This window comes from Sphingomonas sp. OV641, from assembly GCF_900109205.1.
Classification (GTDB): domain Bacteria; phylum Pseudomonadota; class Alphaproteobacteria; order Sphingomonadales; family Sphingomonadaceae; genus Sphingomonas.
In genome coordinates this window covers 89,445-107,617 of sequence record NZ_FNZB01000004.1, presented here as the reverse complement: position 1 = coordinate 107,617, position 18,173 = coordinate 89,445, and the positions used below count along the sequence as shown (strand labels likewise).

13 protein-coding genes are annotated in these 18,173 nt (G+C 68.9%); 6 read left to right on the top strand and 7 right to left on the bottom strand.

Annotated elements, in window-relative coordinates; all coding sequences use genetic code 11:
• The first annotated feature begins 27 nt into the window (after positions 1-27).
• Positions 28-510, top strand: a complete 483-nt coding sequence (locus BMX36_RS16465; RefSeq protein ID WP_093067197.1) for a MarR family winged helix-turn-helix transcriptional regulator — start codon at positions 28-30, stop codon at positions 508-510.
• Positions 507-1,076, top strand: a complete 570-nt coding sequence (gene leuD, locus BMX36_RS16460; RefSeq protein ID WP_093067195.1) for a 3-isopropylmalate dehydratase small subunit — start codon at positions 507-509, stop codon at positions 1,074-1,076. The genes BMX36_RS16465 and leuD overlap by 4 nt, the downstream gene beginning before the upstream one ends.
• Positions 1,077-1,094: 18 nt before the next feature.
• On the opposite strand, the gene BMX36_RS16455 is transcribed toward leuD, so the two are convergent.
• The 3 genes from BMX36_RS16455 to BMX36_RS16445 all read right to left on the bottom strand — a co-directional run bounded on the left by BMX36_RS16455 (position 1,095) and on the right by BMX36_RS16445 (position 5,322).
• Positions 1,095-2,582, bottom strand: a complete 1,488-nt coding sequence (locus BMX36_RS16455; RefSeq protein ID WP_093067193.1) for a methyl-accepting chemotaxis protein — start codon at positions 2,580-2,582, stop codon at positions 1,095-1,097.
• A gap of 109 nt (positions 2,583-2,691) precedes the next feature.
• Positions 2,692-4,140, bottom strand: coding sequence for a 3-isopropylmalate dehydratase large subunit (gene leuC / locus BMX36_RS16450; RefSeq protein ID WP_093067191.1), 1,449 nt, complete (start codon positions 4,138-4,140; stop codon positions 2,692-2,694).
• A 3-nt stretch (positions 4,141-4,143) separates the two neighbouring features.
• Entirely contained in the window at positions 4,144-5,322 is a 1,179-nt protein-coding gene (locus BMX36_RS16445) for a CaiB/BaiF CoA transferase family protein (protein WP_093067189.1), read from the bottom strand.
• Positions 5,323-5,547: 225 nt separating this feature from the next.
• Here BMX36_RS16445 and BMX36_RS16440 point away from each other — a divergent pair, with 225 nt between their 5' ends.
• Positions 5,548-6,513: a hypothetical protein gene (locus tag BMX36_RS16440; protein ID WP_093067187.1), complete on the top strand. Its 966-nt coding sequence runs from the start codon at positions 5,548-5,550 to the stop codon at positions 6,511-6,513.
• Positions 6,514-6,837: 324 nt separating this feature from the next.
• Here the strand turns inward: BMX36_RS16440 and BMX36_RS16435 are convergent, their stop codons facing one another.
• The 3 genes from BMX36_RS16435 to BMX36_RS16425 form a co-directional block, all read right to left on the bottom strand.
• Positions 6,838-7,341, bottom strand: a complete 504-nt coding sequence (locus BMX36_RS16435; protein ID WP_231731932.1) for a MarR family winged helix-turn-helix transcriptional regulator — start codon at positions 7,339-7,341, stop codon at positions 6,838-6,840.
• Positions 7,342-7,582: 241 nt separating this feature from the next.
• Positions 7,583-8,032, bottom strand: coding sequence for a hypothetical protein (locus BMX36_RS16430; protein ID WP_093067185.1), 450 nt, complete (start codon positions 8,030-8,032; stop codon positions 7,583-7,585).
• Between the two features lie 117 nt (positions 8,033-8,149).
• On the bottom strand, positions 8,150-8,323 hold the full coding sequence (locus tag BMX36_RS16425; protein ID WP_093067183.1) for a DUF465 domain-containing protein: 174 nt from the start codon (positions 8,321-8,323) through the stop codon (positions 8,150-8,152).
• A gap of 311 nt (positions 8,324-8,634) precedes the next feature.
• Here BMX36_RS16425 and BMX36_RS16420 point away from each other — a divergent pair, with 311 nt between their 5' ends.
• From BMX36_RS16420 to BMX36_RS16405, 3 genes are all read left to right on the top strand, one after another.
• Entirely contained in the window at positions 8,635-10,113 is a 1,479-nt protein-coding gene (locus BMX36_RS16420) for a protein adenylyltransferase SelO (RefSeq protein ID WP_093067181.1), read from the top strand.
• 662 nt (positions 10,114-10,775) lie between these two features.
• On the top strand, positions 10,776-11,630 hold the full coding sequence (locus BMX36_RS16415; RefSeq protein WP_093067179.1) for a DMT family transporter: 855 nt from the start codon (positions 10,776-10,778) through the stop codon (positions 11,628-11,630).
• A 453-nt stretch (positions 11,631-12,083) separates the two neighbouring features.
• Entirely contained in the window at positions 12,084-14,411 is a 2,328-nt protein-coding gene (locus BMX36_RS16405) for an arylsulfatase (protein ID WP_093067525.1), read from the top strand.
• Between the two features lie 732 nt (positions 14,412-15,143).
• Here BMX36_RS16405 and BMX36_RS16400 read toward each other — a convergent pair.
• Positions 15,144-18,158, bottom strand: a complete 3,015-nt coding sequence (locus BMX36_RS16400; RefSeq protein WP_093067175.1) for a PAS domain S-box protein — start codon at positions 18,156-18,158, stop codon at positions 15,144-15,146.
• Positions 18,159-18,173 lie beyond the last annotated feature (15 nt).

Genomic DNA, 18,173 nt, shown 5'->3' with positions numbered 1-18,173 from the left:
CCGCCGCCACGCCTTCTAACCCGTGCCATGAAGTCGATCGAACTGATGATGCACCTTTTTCAGCGTTTCTGCTGGCTGGACGAGCGGTTGCAGGCGCAATTGCATGATCATGGGTGGCCGGACGTCAGCCGCGCACAATCCATGGTGATGATCAACATCGTCAGCGGCATCACGCGCCCGTCGGACATCGCGCGGCGGCTGGGCATCTCGCGCCAGGCGATCCACGCAACGGTGGCGCAGATGATCGACAAGGGGATGGTGACGCTGGTGCCCGATCCCGACGACGCGCGGCACAAGCAATTGACGTTGACGGCCTTCGGCGAACGGATGCGCGCCGATGCGCAGGGCATCATGGGAGGTCTGACCGACCAGATCGCCGGAACGATCGGCGAGGCGCGGTTCGAGGCGCTGCTGGAGACGCTGGCGAGCGACTGGGGCGACGGGCCGGTCGGGGCTTCGGGCGCGGCGTCGGGCACAGCGTCGGTTGGGGGACGGGAGCGCGCGGCATGAGGCCGTGGACGCGGCTGAGCGCGCCCGCCGCGCTGCTGCCCAGCCCCGATATCGACACGGACAAGATCCTGCCCGCGCGGTTCATGAAGGGGCTGGAGCGCAAGGGGCTGGGGCGGCATCTGTTCGCCGACGTGCGTGGCGGCGACGCCAGCTACGCAATCGCGCCCGACCGGCGGATCATCGTGGCGGGGCGCAATTTCGGCTCCGGATCGTCCCGCGAACATGCCGTCTGGGCGCTGACCGGCCATGGCATCCGCTGCGTCATCGCGCCAAGCTTCGGGAGCATCTTCGCGGGGAATGCGGCATCCAACGGGCTGCTGCTGGCGAGCGTGACCGACGCTGATCTCGCCACGCTGGCCGACCGGCTGGCCGCCTTGCCCGACGCGCCGGTCGACGTGGACCTGGAGGCGCAGGCGATCCGGGCCGGCAACCTCCGCCTGCCATTCACGATCGACCCCGGCGTGCGCCGGGCGCTGCTCGACGGGCTGGACGATATCGGCCGCACCCTGCGCTTCGCCGGCGCCATTTCGGCCTTCGAGGAGCGCGCGCTGGCCCAACCCGCCTGAGCCGGCGGCCAGCAACGCTCAGGCGGCGAGCATCGCGGGCGATGTCGGGCCTCGCCGCGCCGGGCGGTGAGCGGCGGCAGCGAGCGAGACGCCCGCCTCGCTGGCGCCGGTGCGGAAGGCGCGGGCCAGTTCGGACAGCTGCCCCACCTCCTGCGACAGGTTGCGCGCGGCGGCGGAGGTTTCCTCCACCATGGCGGCGTTCTGCTGCGTGGAGCGATCCATCGTGCCGACGGCGGCGGAAATCTCCCCGATGGCAACCGCCTGGGCATTGTTGTCGCTGGCGATCGCGGCGAGCAGCACGTGGACCTGCCCGACATCCTCCGAGATGTTCGCCAGCGCGCCGTCGACGCGCTGCACCATCTCCACCGCCGCGCCGATATCCCCCTGGGTGGAGGTGAGCTGGTCGCGCGCGCGGCCGGCCTCTTCCTCGGCGCGCATCGCCAGCGCGGACACCAGATCGGCGACCACCGCGAAGCCGCGCCCCGCCTCGCCGGCGCGCCCGGCCTCCACCGCCGCGTTCATGGCGAGCACGCGCGTCTGGAAGGCAATCTTGTCCAGCCCCTCAATCACGCTGTCGATGCCCTTGGCGGAATGGGCCACGCGCGTCATCGCCTGCATCGCATCGTCCGCGATGCTGCGCCCGCTGGAGACGGTGGCGATCGCCTGATCGGCGCGCTCCACCGTGGCGCGCGACGCCTGCGCACCGTTCTTCAGCCGATCGTCCATCTGCGTCATCGCCGCCGATGTCTGTTCCAGGCTGGCGGCATTGCCCTCCGTCCGGCGGGCGAGATCCTCTGACGCCTGGGCGATCTCGTGCACGCCGGCGTCGATGCGCCCGGCGCCGTCCGTCACCGCCACGATCATCTCGCGGATCTTGCCCAGCGCATCATTGTAGCTGGTTTCCAGCCCGGCGAAGCTTTGCGGCATGCCGCGAAGCTGGCGCGTGAGATCGCCCGCCGCGAGCACGGCCAGCGCCTCCTCCAGCTGAGCCACGGCCATCTCGCGCGAGGATTGCGCTTCCTCGAAGTAAACCGACAGCGACAATTCCATGTCGAGCAGCGCCGCCTTCACGAGCGCCTTGGTGGCTGCCTGCGCCGCCGCCGGCCGCCACACCGCCATCAGCCGCCGCCACCACGGCGCGCGGCGCGCCACGCCGGTGATCAGATCCTCGATCACCAGCGCATAGCTGCCGACATACCAGCGCGGCTCCAGCCCGATGCGCGCATGGGTGGCGCCGATGCGCCGGATGCTTTCGTAATAATTGCTGTCGAACTGGGCGGTGGCGAGATGCCCCCAATGCTTCTCCTGCGCCGCCTTCGCCTTTGCCATATGCGCGGCGTTGCTGAAGAAATTGGCCGTTTCCCCAGTGCGCTGCGCGCGGGCGTAGAACCGGTCCAGCGCCTTGCTGATGGTGGCGCGGATGGCGGGCTGAGTATCTCGCAAGGCGGCGCGCTGATCCGCGTCGAATTCCATGAACTCAAGACGCGAGGCAATGGCGTCAGACATGCAGGGCTCCTGAACGGTGGCGCGGTGGCCGCTTCCAAAGCCTTATTATAGGGGGCTTTCGCACCACCGGCCGCGCGTGCCGCGGGAAAGATCGCGCCGGCTTGGCCGATCAAGCGCCGCGCCCGGCGCCGCGCTCGGGCCCGGCCCCGGGCCCGCGCACGTCCAAGCGCACGTCCACGATGCAACCGGCGAGCGCGGCGGCGGCGGCGCTGGCGGGGCTCATCAGATGGGTGCGCCCGCCGGTGCCCTGGCGGTTCTCGAAGTTGCGGTTGGACGTCGCGGCGCAACGTTCGCCCGGCGCCAGTCGATCGGGGTTCATGCCGACGCACATGGAGCAGCCGGGCTGGCGCCAGTCGAAGCCGGCGGCGACAAGGGTGGCGGCGATTCCTTCCGCCTCCGCCTGGGCGCGCACCAGGCCCGAGCCGGGCACCACCATGGCGGAAACGCCTGGCGCGACATGCCGGCCGCGCACGATCGCGGCGGCGGCGCGCAGATCCTCGATCCGGCTGTTGGTGCACGAACCGATAAAGACGCGGTCGATGGGCAGGCCCGCGATCGGCTGGCCGGGGCGAAGATCCATATAGGCCAGCGCACGCTCCTGCGCCCGCCGCGCCGCGCCGTCCGCCACCAGCGCGGGATCGGGCACCCGGCCGCCGACCGGCACCACCTGCGCCGGGGTGGTGCCCCAGGAGATCATGGGCGCAAGATCCCCCGCGTCGAGCGTCACCTCGCGGTCGAACACCGCATCCGCGTCGCTCGCCAGCGTCGCCCAGGCCGCCCGGCGGCGCGGCCAGTCCGGCGCACCGCCGATGCGCGGTTCGAGATAGGCGATCGTCACCGCATCGGGCGCGATCAGGGCGGAGCGCGCGCCCATCTCGATGGCAAGGTTGCACAGCGTCATGCGCCCCTCCATCGACAAAGCTCGGACCGCCGGGCCGGCGAATTCGATGACATGATCGATCGCGCCATCCACGCCGATCGCCGCCAGTACGCCCAGCGCCATGTCCTTGGCCGACACGAGGGGGGCGAGCGCGCCGGTGATGGTGACGCGCATGGCCGGCGGCTTGCGCAGCCGCAGCGTCTGGGTGGCGAGGACATGTTCGATCTGCGACGTGCCGATGCCAAAGGCGAGCGCCCCGAATGCGCCATGGGTGGAGGTGTGGCTGTCGCCGCAGACGATGGTGGAGCCGGGCAAGGTGCGGCCCTGTTCGGGCGCGACGACATGAACGATGCCGTTGCGCGGATCGCCCATCGCGAACCGCTCGATTCCGTGGCGTTCGCTATTCTCGACCAACCGGCCGAGCTGCGCCCGCGCCTCGGGATCGGCGACGGCCGCGATGCCGCGCTCCTGCCCCTCGGTCGGGACATTGTGATCGAACAGCGCCAGCGTGCGCGCCGGCGCCCGCACCGCCCGCCCGGCCGCGTGAAGCCCGGCAAACGCCTGCGGCGAGGTGACTTCGTGCAGCAGGTGGAGATCGACGTAGAGCAGCGCCTCCCCGCCGTCCTGCGCGACGAGATGGCTGTCCCAGATACGATCAAGGAGCGTGCGGCCGGCCACCGCCTAGATGATGCCGCGGGCGCGCAGATCGGCGATGGTGGCGGCGTCATAGCCCGCCTCCGCCAGCAGCGCCGCGCTGTCCTTGCCCACCGTGGCCGGCGCCGCACGGGCGATGCCGCCGGGCGTGCGCGACAGGCGCGGAAAGACGCCCTGCATCGGCAGCGCGCCATGCCGCTCCGTTTCCACCTCCACCAGCGCCTCGCGGGCGCGGAAATGCGGATCGGCCAGCATGTCGCGCGCGGCGAACATGCGACCGGCGGGCACGGCATGATCCGCCATCAGCGCCTCCAGCGCCGCCACGTCATAGCCGCGCGACCAATCCGCGATCATCGCGTCCAGCGCATCCTGATGCTGGCCGCGCGCGACATGGGTGGCATAAAGCGGATCGTCCGCCAGTTCGGGCCGGCCCATGGCGGCGGCAAGGCGGCGGAAGATGGCGTCCTGATTGGCCGCGATCAGCAGCTCGCCGTCGCGGCAGGGATAGACGTTGGAGGGCGCAATCCCCTTCAGCACCGATCCGCTGCGCGCGCGCACATGGCCGGCGGCGGCATATTCGGGCACCAGCCCTTCCATCACCTGAAGCACCGATTCAAACAGGCTGACATCAACGATCTGGCCCTGGCCGCTGGTCTGCCGTTCATGCAGCGCGGCGAGCGCGCCGAGGCAGCCATAGGTGCCCGCCAGGCTATCCCCGATCGACACGCCAAGTCGCGAGGGCGGCCGGTCGGGCGAGCCGACCAGCGCGCGCCAGCCGCCCATCGCCTCCCCGATGCCGCCAAAGCCGGCGCGATCCGAATAGGGCCCCGTCTGGCCATAACCGGACACGCGCACCACGATCAGCCGGGGGTTGGCCGCGCACAGATCGGCGGGCGCGAGATTCCATTTTTCCAGCGTGCCGGGGCGGAAATTCTCCACCAGCACATCCGCCCCGGCGATCAGGCGGCGGGCGATCTCCTGCCCCTCCGGCGTGCGCAGATCGGCAGCGACCGAGCGCTTGTTGCGGGCGATCACTTCCCACCACACCGGCGGATCGCCCGCGCCCCATTGGCGCATCGGATCGCCCGACCCCGGCGGCTCGATCTTCACCACGGTGGCACCCATGTCGCCGAACAATTGCGCGCAAAAGGGTCCGGCGATCAGCTGTCCCAGTTCGACGACTCGGATATCGGAAAGTGGCCCCATCAACGCATTCCCCCGGAAGCTTAGATAGCTAAGCTATCCCGCGCGTGGCGCTGCCACAAGCCCGTTGGCGGCGCAACCTGTCAGGCGTGTCGGGGCCGGGTCGGCGAATGGCGCGCGTGGAAGCGTGGCGGGGCCGTGGCGAAGCAGGGTGACCCTGTCGCCCGCATTGAGCGATCGCGCGCATTAGGGCATCACGATATGGCGCAACAATCAGGGCGAACGGGCATGCGGCATGTGCGTCTGGCAAAAGCTCGAAGCGGTGGCCTGCTGCTCTCATTGCCATTGCTGCTGCCATCGCTGATCGCGGCGGCACCCGTTCTGGCGCAGGACAAAGCAGCCGCCAACACGGCAGCGGCATCGGGCGATGTCGTCGTGGTCGGCGCCCGGATGAAGGAGCGACGCGAGCGGGCGAGAGCGTTCGTCCACGCCACCGGGATCGCGCGTGGCCAGCAGCCCGCCGCGCGCTGGATCGTCCCGCTCTGCCCCAAGATCGTCGGTGTCGCGCCGGAAACCGCGGCGATCGTTCACCAGCGCATCAGCACGCTGGCGCGCGAGGTGGGCGCATTGCTGGCGCCTGCCCCCTGCACCGCCAATGCGATCGTCACCTTTACCGATGATGCGCCCGGGCTGACACGCCGCGTGATGGCGCGCGCGCCCGATCAGTTCCGGGACGTGCCGCCGCCGTGGCGCGACGCGCTGTCGGGCGGGGATGCGCCGGTCCGCTGGTGGCATGTCATCAAGACGGGCGACGCCGATGGCGTGCCGCCCGTGTCGATGCAGCCGGTGTTCGTTCAGGTGGCCGGCGGGATCGGCGGCGGTGGCCTGCCGATGGGCGAAGGCGGCGTGCAGCAGCGGTACAAGGAAGGCGCGATCTCCTCGCAGGCGACACGCGCGATCATCGGCGCATCGGTGGTGATCGACGTGAACCGCATCGGGCAGCGCAACGATGCGCACGCGCTGGGCGATTATGCCGCGCTCGTCACGCTGGCCGAGTTCCGCCTCGCGACGCCGCCGCCGCCCGACTCGATCCTGGGCCTATTCGAGGAGACGGCGCCGCCCGCGACGGCGACGCCGAGCGATGTCGCGCTGCTGAAGCAGCTTTACGCGATCTCGCTGGACCGGGAGGCGAAGGCGCATCGGCGGCTGCTGGCCAAGGCGCTGGTCGACGCGCAGGGACGACGCGGGCGTTAGGGTTTGATCCAGGCTCCTGGAAGCACCTCCTTGGTGAAGCTCGGGGCCAGGTGAGAGAGCGTTGGTAGAATGCGGTGTGCCTGCCAGCTTTGTCGCGCAACTGGGCCCCGGCCTTCGCCGGGGAGGCGTTAATCTGGGTGGATCAAACCTGGCTTTGTTCCTGGCGTTGCGCCGGGCTGATGGCACCACATTTGGCGCGTCATCTCGATTCTGGATTGTGCGGCTGCGCGTGCCGGCTGGGCCCGCTTTCGCCGAGGAGCTGGCTTGAAGACGGGGACTCGATAAGGCTCGCCCCGGCGGCGGGCGACCTCTGCCCGCTGCCGATCAGGCGCGCACGTCGGTGACGGTGGGGAGCTTGCGGGCTTCTTCGGCAAGGTTGCCGATCACCTGGCGCAGCAGGCGTTGCAGCGTCTCGACTTCCTCGTCGCTCATGCCCGCGGTCGCGATGGCGTGAACCTCCGCGTTCAGCGGGGCGAGCTTTTCCTCCAGCGAACGGGCGAAGGGCGTGAGGTGGATGTAGATCTTGCGCCGGTCGATCTCGCTCTTTTCGCGGCGGACGAGGCCGGCGGCCTCCAGCCCCTTCAGCGCGACCACCGTGGTCGGCTCGCGCATGCCGACCCGCTCGCTCAGCTCGCGCTGGGTGATGCCGTCGGCGATCCACAATTGCCGCAGGAAGCGCCATTGGCCGGCGGAAATATCATGCTGCAGGGTGTATTTCTCGAGCACGCGCGAGAAATTGCGAAATACCAGCCGCGTCAGATAGCCGATGCTGTTTTCCGGGCTGCGATAATAATCCGCTGGCTTTCTGACCATCCGGGCTTGGGGCAAAAGCGGGTCTCCTCTGGTGCCGGCGCTTGCGACCCTAGCAGCGGCAGGCGCGCGGGCAAGCGGCGGGCATCACCTATCGATGCGCGTCGCGCGGGAAGGGGGCCAGCCCCGCCCCCCGGCCGCCGCCGCCGCGCGCCGCAGGGGAGAAGCGCATCGGCGGCGGGATCAGCCAGGAAGCGGGGGGCCCATGATGCCGCGGCGCGCCGGGGAGGGGGCGGCGCGCGCCGCGGCGGGAGCGGGATCAGTTGCCGGGCGTGCCCTGCGCCAGCCGGTCGAGGTCGGCGAGCAGCACGCCGCGATCGGCCGCCGCCGCGCTGGCGAGATGACGGCTGGCATCGCCCAGGCGGCTGGCGACGTCACGCGCGATCGCGGCGCGATTGGCGCTGCACCAGCCCGGCCGGCTGCCGCTGGCGACATTGTCCTGAACGAAGCTGCGCGCGGCGAGCGTGCCGGCCGCGGTGGTGGCGGTGCGGTTCACCTCCATGCTGGCGGTCCACATGCAGCGCAGCGTCGACGGCCGGCCGCCCGGCGCGGCCGATCCGACCTGGCGGTGGCGTACGTCGATCTCGCCGCGATACTCCGCCGCCGCAGCGCCCGCCGGATGCGCGACGGACACGCTGTGCGCGGCGGGCTGCGCCGGAGCGGCGGGAGCGGCCGCCAGGGCCAGGGCGAGCGTGGGAATAAGGGTCATGATGTTCCTGCCTGTTCGATGCACGCACGGCCGCGCGGGGAGCTTGCCCGATCGGCGGACAGGTCCGCGCCTCGCGGCCGTGCGTTGATGATGGAATGATGATGCGGGCGGCGAGGCTCAGCCCGCCTGCGGCTGCCATGCCAGGCCGTGCAGCCTGTCCTTGACGCGCAGGCGCAATGTCTTGAGCCGCAGCAGGCGCAAACTATCCGGCACGCGGCGCTTCAGCTCGGTGCGGATCTGCTCATCCAGCCGCTCGTGCAGGCGGGTCAGATTGTAACGAAGAAAACTCAACGCCTCTCTCCAATCAAAGATTGAACGATCGGATCAGCGCAGATGTGAAACGGCAGACAGCCAGGCCTACATCGAGCTAACCCGATGCGGTCCGACATCACGTTCGTCCTGAGACGAGCGCCAGAGGGGCCCGGTCCGCATCCTCGAGATGGGGGCGCAGCCACATGGATCAAGAGGCCTTGGATCGCAGGGCGGCGAAAAGTCTCCGGCGGCGGATCGCGCCTTGCGCGCGGGGGGCCGGTGATCCACCATCGCGCGGCGCTCTTTGTAGCGACACGCAACTTTGCGGGGAGGCGGGCGGTTCCAGCCGGATGGCCATTGCGTTCGACAACAGCTACGCCCGCCTGCCGGCGCGCTTCTTTGCCGCGGTTCGCCCGTTGGAAAGCCCCTCCCCCGCCCTGATCGCGGCGAATGACGCGCTGGCGGCGGATCTCGGGATCGACCCCGATTGGCTGCACAGCCCGGCGGGGCTGGACGTGATCTCCGGCCGCGCCATCGCCAACGGATCGGAGCCGATCGCCCAGGCCTATGCCGGGCATCAGTTCGGCAATTTCCAGCCGCAACTGGGCGACGGCCGCGCGGTGCTGCTGGGCGAGGTGATCGACCGCGCGGGCAAGCGCCGCGACATCCAGCTAAAGGGTTCCGGCACCACGCCTTTTTCGCGATCGGGGGACGGGCGCGCGGCGCTTGGCCCGGTGCTGCGCGAATATTTGGTCAGCGAATATATGGCGGCGCTCGGCATCCCCACCACCCGCGCGCTGGCGGCGGTGACGACGGGCGACGCGATCATGCGCGAGGAGTTCCTGCCGGGCGCGATGCTGACCCGCGTCGCCGCCAGCCACATCCGCGTCGGCACCTTTCAGTTCTTCGCCGCGCGCGGCGATGTGGAAGGGCTTCGGCTGCTGGCCGACCATGTCATCGCGCGCCACTATCCCGCTGCAAAGACTGCAGAAAACCCCTATCGCGCGCTGATGGACACGGTGATCGCGGCGCAGGCGGCGCTGGTCGCCAAGTGGCTGAACGTTGGCTTCATCCACGGCGTGATGAACACCGACAACATGGCCGTATCGGGCGAAACGATCGACTATGGCCCCTGCGCCTTCATGGATCATTATGATCCGGCGACGAAATTCAGCTCCATCGACCGGGCGGGCCGCTACGCCTTCGGCAACCAGCCGCGCATCGCCTTGTGGAACCTGACCCGCTTCGCCGAGACGCTGCTGCCGCTGTTCGAGGGCGACGAGGAAGCGGTGGTGGCGGAGGCGCAAACGGCCTTGTCCGCCTTCCCGCCGGCCTTTGAGCTGGCCTATTTCGGCGGCCTTTCGGCCAAGATCGGCCTGCCTTCGGCCAGCGCGGAAGCGGCGGCGCAAAACCGCGAGCTGATCGAGGCGCTGCTGGTGCGGATGACGGAAAATCAGGTCGACTTCACCCTGTTCTTCCGCCTGCTGGCCAAAGCGGTGACGGGCGAGGACGAGCCGGTGCGCGCGCTGTTCGTCGATCCCACCGCCTTTGATGACTGGGCGCGCGACTGGCGCCAGCGGCTGGCGGCGGACGGGCCGGATGCCGCCGCCCGGCGCGCCGCGATGGAGCGGGCGAACCCGGCGTTCATCCCGCGCAACCACCAGGTCGAGGCGATGATCGCCGCCGCCGTCCAGCGCGAGGATTTCGCGCCGTTCCACCGGATGATGGACGTGCTGTCGCGGCCCTTCACCGACCAGCCGGATGCGGCCGACCTCGCCCAGCCCCCCGAACCGCACGAGCGCGTCGCCGCCACCTTCTGCGGCACGTGATCGGGCGCGCCGCGCGTCTGCCTTGTGGCGGTGCGGGATGCTGGCGGCACGTGCCCGGGCGGGCTCGGCGCGAACGGGGGAGAGGCGCGGATCGGGCGCGATGCGCTCCGGCGCCGCGGCCGTGGAGAAGGCGCTGACGGCGCGACGCGGCGGCGATCACCCGGCTTTGGTGCGAGCCTGCTGCGGCGCTCGCTGCGTCATGCCGGGCCGGCCCCGGCATCGACCGCACCGCACACTTTCACGCCGCCCGGTTCGCGGAACACTGGATCCCGGCACAAGGCCGGGATGACGCGGTGGATGGGCGCAGGTCTCGCCCTTGCCGGTCGGCTTTCAGGAGATGGTTCGGCGATCGTGGACGACCGGAAGTGGGAGGGAAGCGGCCCGGCAGCTTCTGGGCTGAGATTGTTATAAGCTGCCCTGACGGCTTGCGTGCCTGATAGGGCGGGCTTATCACCGCCACATGTTCGCGAACGGCCGCCATAACCAGATCGGTGCAGCAGACCTGTTCGCGCGTGCGTCCGCACCGCCACCGCCTGAAGGGACTGAACGGATCGGCCGCGTCGGCGCACCTCCGCCATCTGCGTCGATCCACGCCGGCTAACTGCCGGTGCACTGCCCGCGCTCGAAGGGCGGGCCTCACGACGTTCATCAGGTGAAATCCAATGTTTAATCGTTATGTGTCGGCGCTCCTGCCGACCACGGCGTTTGTCCTGCTGTGGAGCAGCGGCGCCATAGTGTCCGAGATCGGCCTGCGGCACGGCTCTCCATTTGCCCTTCTTGTCCTCCGCTACGGGATTGCACTTGCGATCCTAATTAGCGTAGCGGCTTGGAATGGTACGCTGGTGCCGGAGCGCGGCACCCGGCTCCGCAATGCCCTGATCGGCTTCCTCATCGCCGGCCTCTACTCTGCTTGCTACCTCTTGGCTCTGGATAACGGGATCACACCGGGAGCGCTGGCGACGCTTCTTGGGGTGCAGCCGATCCTCACGATTTTTCTGACTGAGAAGCGTGTGACGGTGCCGCGCCTCCTCGGGCTTGTATTTGCCCTCGTGGGTCTCGCGCTGGTCGTTTCGGATGGGCTTATGTCAATGCAGTTCGACCTGCTGGGGCTGGCGTTCGCCGCGCTCTCGCTGCTCGGCATAACCGCAGGCTCGATCCTTCAGAAGCGTGAGAAGCAGGCTCCGTGGGTGGTGCTGCCGACACAATACGCAGTCGGACTTGCGTTCGCCGGTGCGGTCGCACCTTTCGGTGCATGCTACGGCTCGTGGGACGTAGGGTTCGTGATGCCGGTCCTGTGGCTCGCGATCGTGATCTCCGTCGGCACCACGTTCCTGCTCTACAAGCTCATTGCACGCGGCAATCTGGTGAACGTCACCAGCCTCTTTTACCTGGTTCCCGGCGTGACAGCCGCAATGGACTGGGCGATCCTGGGTAATCCGATGTCAGCGCTCATGCTTATCGGTCTCGGCATGGTGGTCGCCGGCCTATTGATCGTCTTCCGCTACAAGGCCGCGTAGGAGCTGAGCCGCACCGAATGACGGCTATTGGCGGCCCATTGCGGGCCGCCAATGACCAAAAGTGGGCGACTTCTGCCACTCTCTCTATCGTCATCCCCGTGGAGGCGGGGATCCATAAACTTTGGACCTCACGAGAGAAGCGGGCGCTGCGTTTATGGATTCCCGCCTTCGCGGGAATGACGGGGATTGGGCACTTCGAGCCAGCCCCGGCCAACGGACAGCGGGGGGTGAGGCGGGCGGCTTTGATCCTTCGGCAGGTTCGGGGGTGAGGCGGGGCGGGTTTGCGGGTTTACACCGATTTGAGCCTGGCGGGCGGGCGCTAGGGTTCGGCGCAGATGCAGCCTGTCCGCCGCGCGACCCTGATCACGCTCCCCCCGGTCGCGGGGGTCCGGACGGCTGCATCGACCGGCGGCACCCCTCCCCTGCTTCGCCCCGCCCCGATCGGAGAGCATGATGACCAGGACGATCCTCCCCTATCCGCAGACCGACACGCATTTCACCGGGCGGGTGGGCCGCACCTATGTCGATTCCCAGCCGGTGATCCCCGATGTGCCCAAGGCGCCCGAGGGCGCGCCCAACGTGCTGCTGATCCTGCTGGACGATGTGGGGTTCGGCCATGCTGCCACCTTTGGCGGGCCAGTGAGCACGCCGACGCTGGAGAAGCTGGCCAAGGAGGGCGTGCGCTATAACCGGTTCCACACCACCGCGCTCTGCTCGCCGACGCGCGCGGCGATCCTGTCGGGGCGCAACCACCATTCGGTGCATACCGGCATCATCATGGAGCTGGCCACCGGCTTTCCCGGCTATGACGGGCGCTGGCCGGAAAATGCCGCCTGCGTGGCGCAGACCATGCGGATGAACAATTACAACACCGCCGCCTTCGGCAAATGGCACAATACGCCCGATTTCGAGACTAGCCCGGCGGGGCCGTTCGATCGCTGGCCGACGGGCCATGGCTTTGAATATTTCTACGGCTTCCAGGGCGGGGAAACCAACAATTGGGATCCGCCGCTGTTCGAGAACACGCTGCCGATCGAAAAGCCGGAAGGCGACGACAATTATCACCTGAGCGCCGCCATGGCGGACAAGGCGATCGCCTGGATCAGCAGCCAGAAGGCGGGTGCGCCGGACAAGCCCTTCTTCTGCTATTGGGCGCCGGGCGCGGCCCATGCGCCGCACCACAGCCCCAAGGATTATGCCGACAAATACAAGGGCAAGTTCGACCAGGGCTGGGACAAGGTGCGCGAGGAAACGCTGGCGCGGCAGATCAAGCTGGGCGTGGTGCCCGAAGGAACGGTGCTGACCCCGCGGCCCGATTCCATGCCGGCCTGGGACGAATGCAGCGCCGACGAGAAAAGGCTCTACGCCCGGATGCAGGAAGTGTTCGCCGGGTTCCTGGAGCATGTCGATGCGCAGATCGGCCGGCTGATCGACGCGATCGAGACCATGGGCCTGCGCGACGACACGCTGATCATCTATGTCGTGGGCGATAACGGGCCAAGCGCCGAAGGATCGATGCACGGCACCGCCAACAACATGAAAAGCCAGCACGGCTATGTCGACAGCGTCGAGGAGATGCTGAAGGTGATCGACGAGCTGGGCAGCACCCACCACGAAAACCATTATCCCGTGCCGTGGTGCTGGGCCGGATCGTCGCCCTTTCAATGGTGCAAGCAGGTCGCCTCGCATTTCGGCGGCACGCGCAACGGGCTGGTGATGAGCTGGCCCCGGCGGATCGCCGACCGGGGCGGGCTGCGCGACCAGTTCCACCATGCGATCGACATCGTGCCGACCATCCTGGAGGCGGCCGGCGTGACCGAGCCGATCTCGATCAACGGCGTGCCGCAAAAGCCGATCGAGGGCGTCAGCATGGCCTATAGCTGGGACGATGCGGCCGCGCCGTCGACGCGCACCACGCAATATTTCGAGATGTTCGGCAATCGCGCGCTGTATCACGACGGCTGGGTGGCCGGCGCGCGGCACGGCAAGCTGCCGTGGCAGACATCGGGCTCCTCCCCCGATTTCGACAGCGACGCCTGGGAACTCTATCATATCGACGAGGACTTCAGCCAGGCGAACGACCTGGCCGAGGCGGAGCCGGAGAAGCTGCGCCAGTTGCAGGACATGTTCTGGGCGGAAGCCGCGAAATACAATGTCCTGCCGCTGGACGACCGCTTCGTGGAGCGCGCGGACGTGAACCTGAAGCCGAGCTACCTGCGCGGCAAGAAGCAGTTCATCTACCTGCCCGGCACCACGCGCATCCCCGAGGCGGCATCGCCCGCGACCAAGAACATCGATCACACGATCGCGGCGGAAGTGACCATCCCCGATGGCGGCGGCGAGGGCGTGCTGGTCTGCTGCGGCGGGGAGGCCGGCGGCTACAGCTTCTTCATGAAGGCGGGGAAGCTGTATTGGGAGCATAACTGGTTCAATACCGAGCGTTATCGCGTGGAATCGACCGCGCCGATCCCGGCCGGCCACCATGTGCTGTCGGTGCAGATCACCTGCGACAAGGAGGGCGAATTCGCCACCGGCGGCAAGGCGACGCTGCGCCTGGGCGAGACGATCGTGGGCGAGGGCCGGTTCGACAAGCAGGTCGGCGCGCGCTTCACGGTGGGCGAGAGCTTCGACGTGGGGTGCGACCTGATCACGCCGGTGTCGGATCTCTACGCGAGCCCGGCGCGGTTCAACGGCACGCTGAAGCGCGTGCTGGTGGATATCAGCGACGTGGAGTTCGACGATCTGGCGCACCAGGTGAAGATCGCCATCGCGACGCAGTGATCGGGGGTGGGGTTTTCGGGTGACGTGAGCTGTTGACGGCACGCGGCGGGGAACGTGCGATCGCCCCACATGCCGCGTCATCCCGGCCTTGCGCCGGGATCCATGGTGCCGCAAACTCGGTCGGGTCGAAGTTTGCGGGTTGCTGGATGCCGGGATGGGTTCGGCGTGACGGTTGGCGCGGGGCGGAGGTGTTGCGGCGGCGGGTGCTGTGGTTGTCACGCCGGCCTTCCCAGCTGGGCCCCGGCCTTCGCCGGGGTGGCGGCTGAGGGTTGGGCGATGGGGCGGGTAGGCCCTTCGGACAGCTTAGCTGTTCCCCGGCGGAGGCCGGGGTCCAGTTGAGCGGACTTGCGGTGGCGGGTGCTGCGGCTGTTACGCCGGCCTTCCCTACTGGGCCCCGGCCTTCGCCGGGGTACTGGGTTTGCGGAATTGGTCGAGTGGGGTTTTCGGGTGACGTGAGCTGTTGACGGCACGCGGCGGGGAGCGTGCGATCGCCCCACATGCTGCGTCATCCCGGCCTTGCGCCGGGATCCATGGTGCCGCGAACTTGGTCGGTTGAGGTTCGCGGGCTGCTGGATGCCGGGATGGGTTCGGCATGACGGGGGGAGTCGCGCGGAGGCTTTGCGGCGGCGGGTGCTGTGGTTGTTACGCCGGCCTTCCCAGCTGGGCCCCGGCCTTCGCCGGGGTGGTTGGGGTTGGGGGAGTCTGCGCTTCCCTCCCCCCTCCCATTTAGCATCATGCCTGATTGGATGCTTCGGCGGGGTCGGGGGCGGGGTCGCGTGCGGGGTCGGCGGGGAGGATGGTGTTCAGGGTTTCGATCAGTTCCTGGGCGCGGAAGGGCTTGGCGAGGCGGGGGAGGTCGGGGGCGATGCCTTCGACATCGGCATAGCCGGAGACGATGAGGCACGGCAGGCCGGGGCGGATTTCGCGTGCGCGGCGGGCGAGCTGCGTGCCGTCCATGCCGGGCATCAGGTGATCGGTGACGAGCACCGCCATGTCGGGCTGCGCGCCCAAGGTCTGCAGCGCGGCGGCGCCGGACGCGGCCTCGATCACGGTGAAGCCCGCTTCCTCCAGCATGTGCGCGGTGGCGGTGCGCACGGCATCCTCGTCATCCACCAGCAGCGCCTTGCCGCGCCGGCCCGAGCGCGGCGCCGCATCCTCGCCGCCGGACGGATGCGGATTGGCCGCTTCCTCCGCCATCGGCAGCCACAGCTCCACATTGGTGCCAAGGTCCGGCTGGCTGAAGATGCGGATGCCGCCGCCGAGCTGGCGCGCCAGGCCGTGAACCATCGACAGGCCGAGCCCCGTGCCCTTGCCGATCCCCTTGGTGGAAAAGAACGGCTCGATCGCGCGGGCGGCGGTGTCCGGGTCCATGCCGACGCCGGTATCCGCGACCGACACCATGACGTAGCGGCCCGGCTTCAGCTCGCCCGCGTCCTCCCCCTCGCCGACCGTGCGCGCCGCGGCGGTGATGCGCAGCGTGCCGCCGTCCGGCATGGCATCGCGCGCGTTCACCGCGAGATTGAGCAGCGCCATTTCCACCTGATTGTGATCGGCGCGCGCGGCCGGCAGATCCGCCGGCGCCTCGATCACCACCTTGACCTGCGGGCCGATGGTGCTCGCCACCAGATCGCCCATGCCGGTGACGAGCGCGTGCACGTCGATGGCGGTGGGCTGGAGCGGCTGGCGGCGGGCGAAGGCGAGCAGGCGCTGCACCAGCGTGCGGGCGCGCTCCGCCGAATGCAGCGCGCCGGCGATCAGCTGCCGCTCGCGATCATTGCCGATCGCGCGGCGGACGAGCAGGTCGAGCGAGCCGATGATGGGGGTGAGCAGATTGTTGAAATCATGCGCGACCCCGCCGGTGAGCTGGCCGAGCGCCTCCACCTTCTGCGCCTGGCGAAGCTGCTCCTCCGCCTCGGCCAGCCGGTGCTGCTCCTCGATCCGCTCGGTCACGTCATGCGCGATCTGGCAGGCGCCGATCTGCCGCCCCTCGGGATCGCGGATGACATTGTAGTTCAGCTGAAAGCAGCGACGCGCGCGGGCGGGATCACCGAACGTCTCGGTCTCGGTGAATTCCTCGCCGCCGAGCGCGCGCGCCCAGGAGCGGCGGACATGCTCGCGCTCCTCCGGCAGATGCGCCAGCGCGTCCAGCATGGATTCGCCCACCGCCGGGGTGACGCCATAGACGGATTCAAAAGCCGCCGCGCCGGCCTTGTTGACCGCCAGCCAGCGGTATTCGGTATCGACGACGAAGATGATCGCGGTGGTATTCTGCACCACATCGGCGAGCAGCTGACGCTCGGCCAGCGCCTCCGCCACGCGGCGCTCCAGCGTTTCGTTGAGGTCGCGCAGCGCCTGTTCGGTCTGCTTGCGCTCGGTGATGTCGATCGCGGTGCCGATCACCCGCACGCAGCGCCCGTCGGTGAACACGCCGCGCCCCTTGGCGGCGATCCAGCGGACCACGCCATCCTCCTTGCCGACCGCGCGATATTCGACGTCGTACAGCGCGCGCCTGTCAGGATCGGCGGCGGCGGCGAGCGCGGCGGCGATCCGGTCACGATCATCCGGGTGGACTCCGGCGGCGAAATCCTCCGGCGTGATCGGCTGATCGGGCGAGATGCCGAACATCGCCTTCACCCGCGGCTGCCAGAAGCGCGTGCCGGTCGCCTCGTCCACATCCCACAGGCCGATTTCCGCCGCGTCGATGGCGAGGCGCCATTGTTCCTCGCTGGCGCGCAGGTTCGCCTCCGCCCCGACCCGCTCGATGTGCGCCCAGCACCGTTCGGTGACCTGGCGGATCAGCAACAGCTCGTCATCGCTCCAGACGTGCGGCACCTTGTGGTGGATCGCCATCAGCGCGCGCAGCCGCCCATTCTTGATCAGCGGCATGCAGATGGTGGCGGCGATGCCGATGTCCTGAAAGGTCTGCGCTTCCTCCGGCGCCAGCTCGGACAGATTGTCGGTGATGATCAGCGGCTCGCCCGCCCCCAGCTTCTGCACCGCCAGCCGGCCGAAATCGGCGAGGCTGTAATGGCCAATGATGGAGGGCGAGCCGGGCGCGTGCCAGTCACCGCGAATGGTGAACCCGTCCTCGTCCGGATCCATATCGGCATAAGCGCAGTTGGACAGGCCAAGATGCACGCCGACCATGCAGGTGGTGACGCGCAGCACCTCATCGGCATCGTGCAGGTTCGCCACCGCCTGGCCAAGCTCGTCGAGGAAGCGGTACATTTCCCGGCTGCGTTCCAGCCGCCGCTCCGCCTCGATCCGCAGGGTGATATCCATGACGATCGCGAGCGAACCGATCGGCCGGCCGCCGGTGTCCCGGATCGGCAGATATTCAAGGTCCATCCAGACCTGTTCGGGCCGGCCGAAGCGCCACAATTCCAGTTCCTGCGCGTGGAAGCTCAGCGATTCCCCGGCGAGCCCCGCCTCGATCACCCGTTCGTTGAAGGCGCGCGCCTCCGGCCAGACCTCAAGCGCGCTGGCGCCCAGCGCTTCGGGATGGCGCGGGCCGCACACCTCGGCATAGCCATCGTTGTAGAGCAGGATGCCGTCCCCGCCCCACAATATCGCCATCGGCACCGGCGAGGCGAGAAGCGTCTGGACGGTGGCACGCAGCTCCGCCGGCCAGCGATCGATCGGGCCAAGCGGCGTGGCGCCCCAGTTCCTGCCACGGATGAGATCGCCGGCCTCCCCGCCTCCGATCAGGCCGGTCAGCTCGGGCGTCGCCGCTGGATGCTCTCCCATGGCCCGATCCACTAG

Bases quoted from the DNA above. Each gene is read 5' to 3' on its own strand.
- BMX36_RS16465 (WP_093067197.1), top strand. From the start codon at position 28: ATGAAGTCGATCGAACTGATGATGCACCTTTTTCAGCGTTTCTGCTGG.
- leuD (WP_093067195.1), top strand. From the start codon at position 507: ATGAGGCCGTGGACGCGGCTGAGCGCGCCCGCCGCGCTGCTGCCCAGC.
- BMX36_RS16455 (WP_093067193.1), bottom strand. From the start codon at position 2,582: ATGTCTGACGCCATTGCCTCGCGTCTTGAGTTCATGGAATTCGACGCG.
- BMX36_RS16445 (WP_093067189.1), bottom strand. From the start codon at position 5,322: ATGGGGCCACTTTCCGATATCCGAGTCGTCGAACTGGGACAGCTGATC.
- BMX36_RS16440 (WP_093067187.1), top strand. From the start codon at position 5,548: ATGCGGCATGTGCGTCTGGCAAAAGCTCGAAGCGGTGGCCTGCTGCTC.
- BMX36_RS16430 (WP_093067185.1), bottom strand. From the start codon at position 8,032: ATGACCCTTATTCCCACGCTCGCCCTGGCCCTGGCGGCCGCTCCCGCC.
- BMX36_RS16420 (WP_093067181.1), top strand. From the start codon at position 8,635: ATGGCCATTGCGTTCGACAACAGCTACGCCCGCCTGCCGGCGCGCTTC.
- BMX36_RS16415 (WP_093067179.1), top strand. From the start codon at position 10,776: ATGTTTAATCGTTATGTGTCGGCGCTCCTGCCGACCACGGCGTTTGTC.
- BMX36_RS16405 (WP_093067525.1), top strand. From the start codon at position 12,084: ATGACCAGGACGATCCTCCCCTATCCGCAGACCGACACGCATTTCACC.
- BMX36_RS16400 (WP_093067175.1), bottom strand. From the start codon at position 18,158: ATGGGAGAGCATCCAGCGGCGACGCCCGAGCTGACCGGCCTGATCGGA.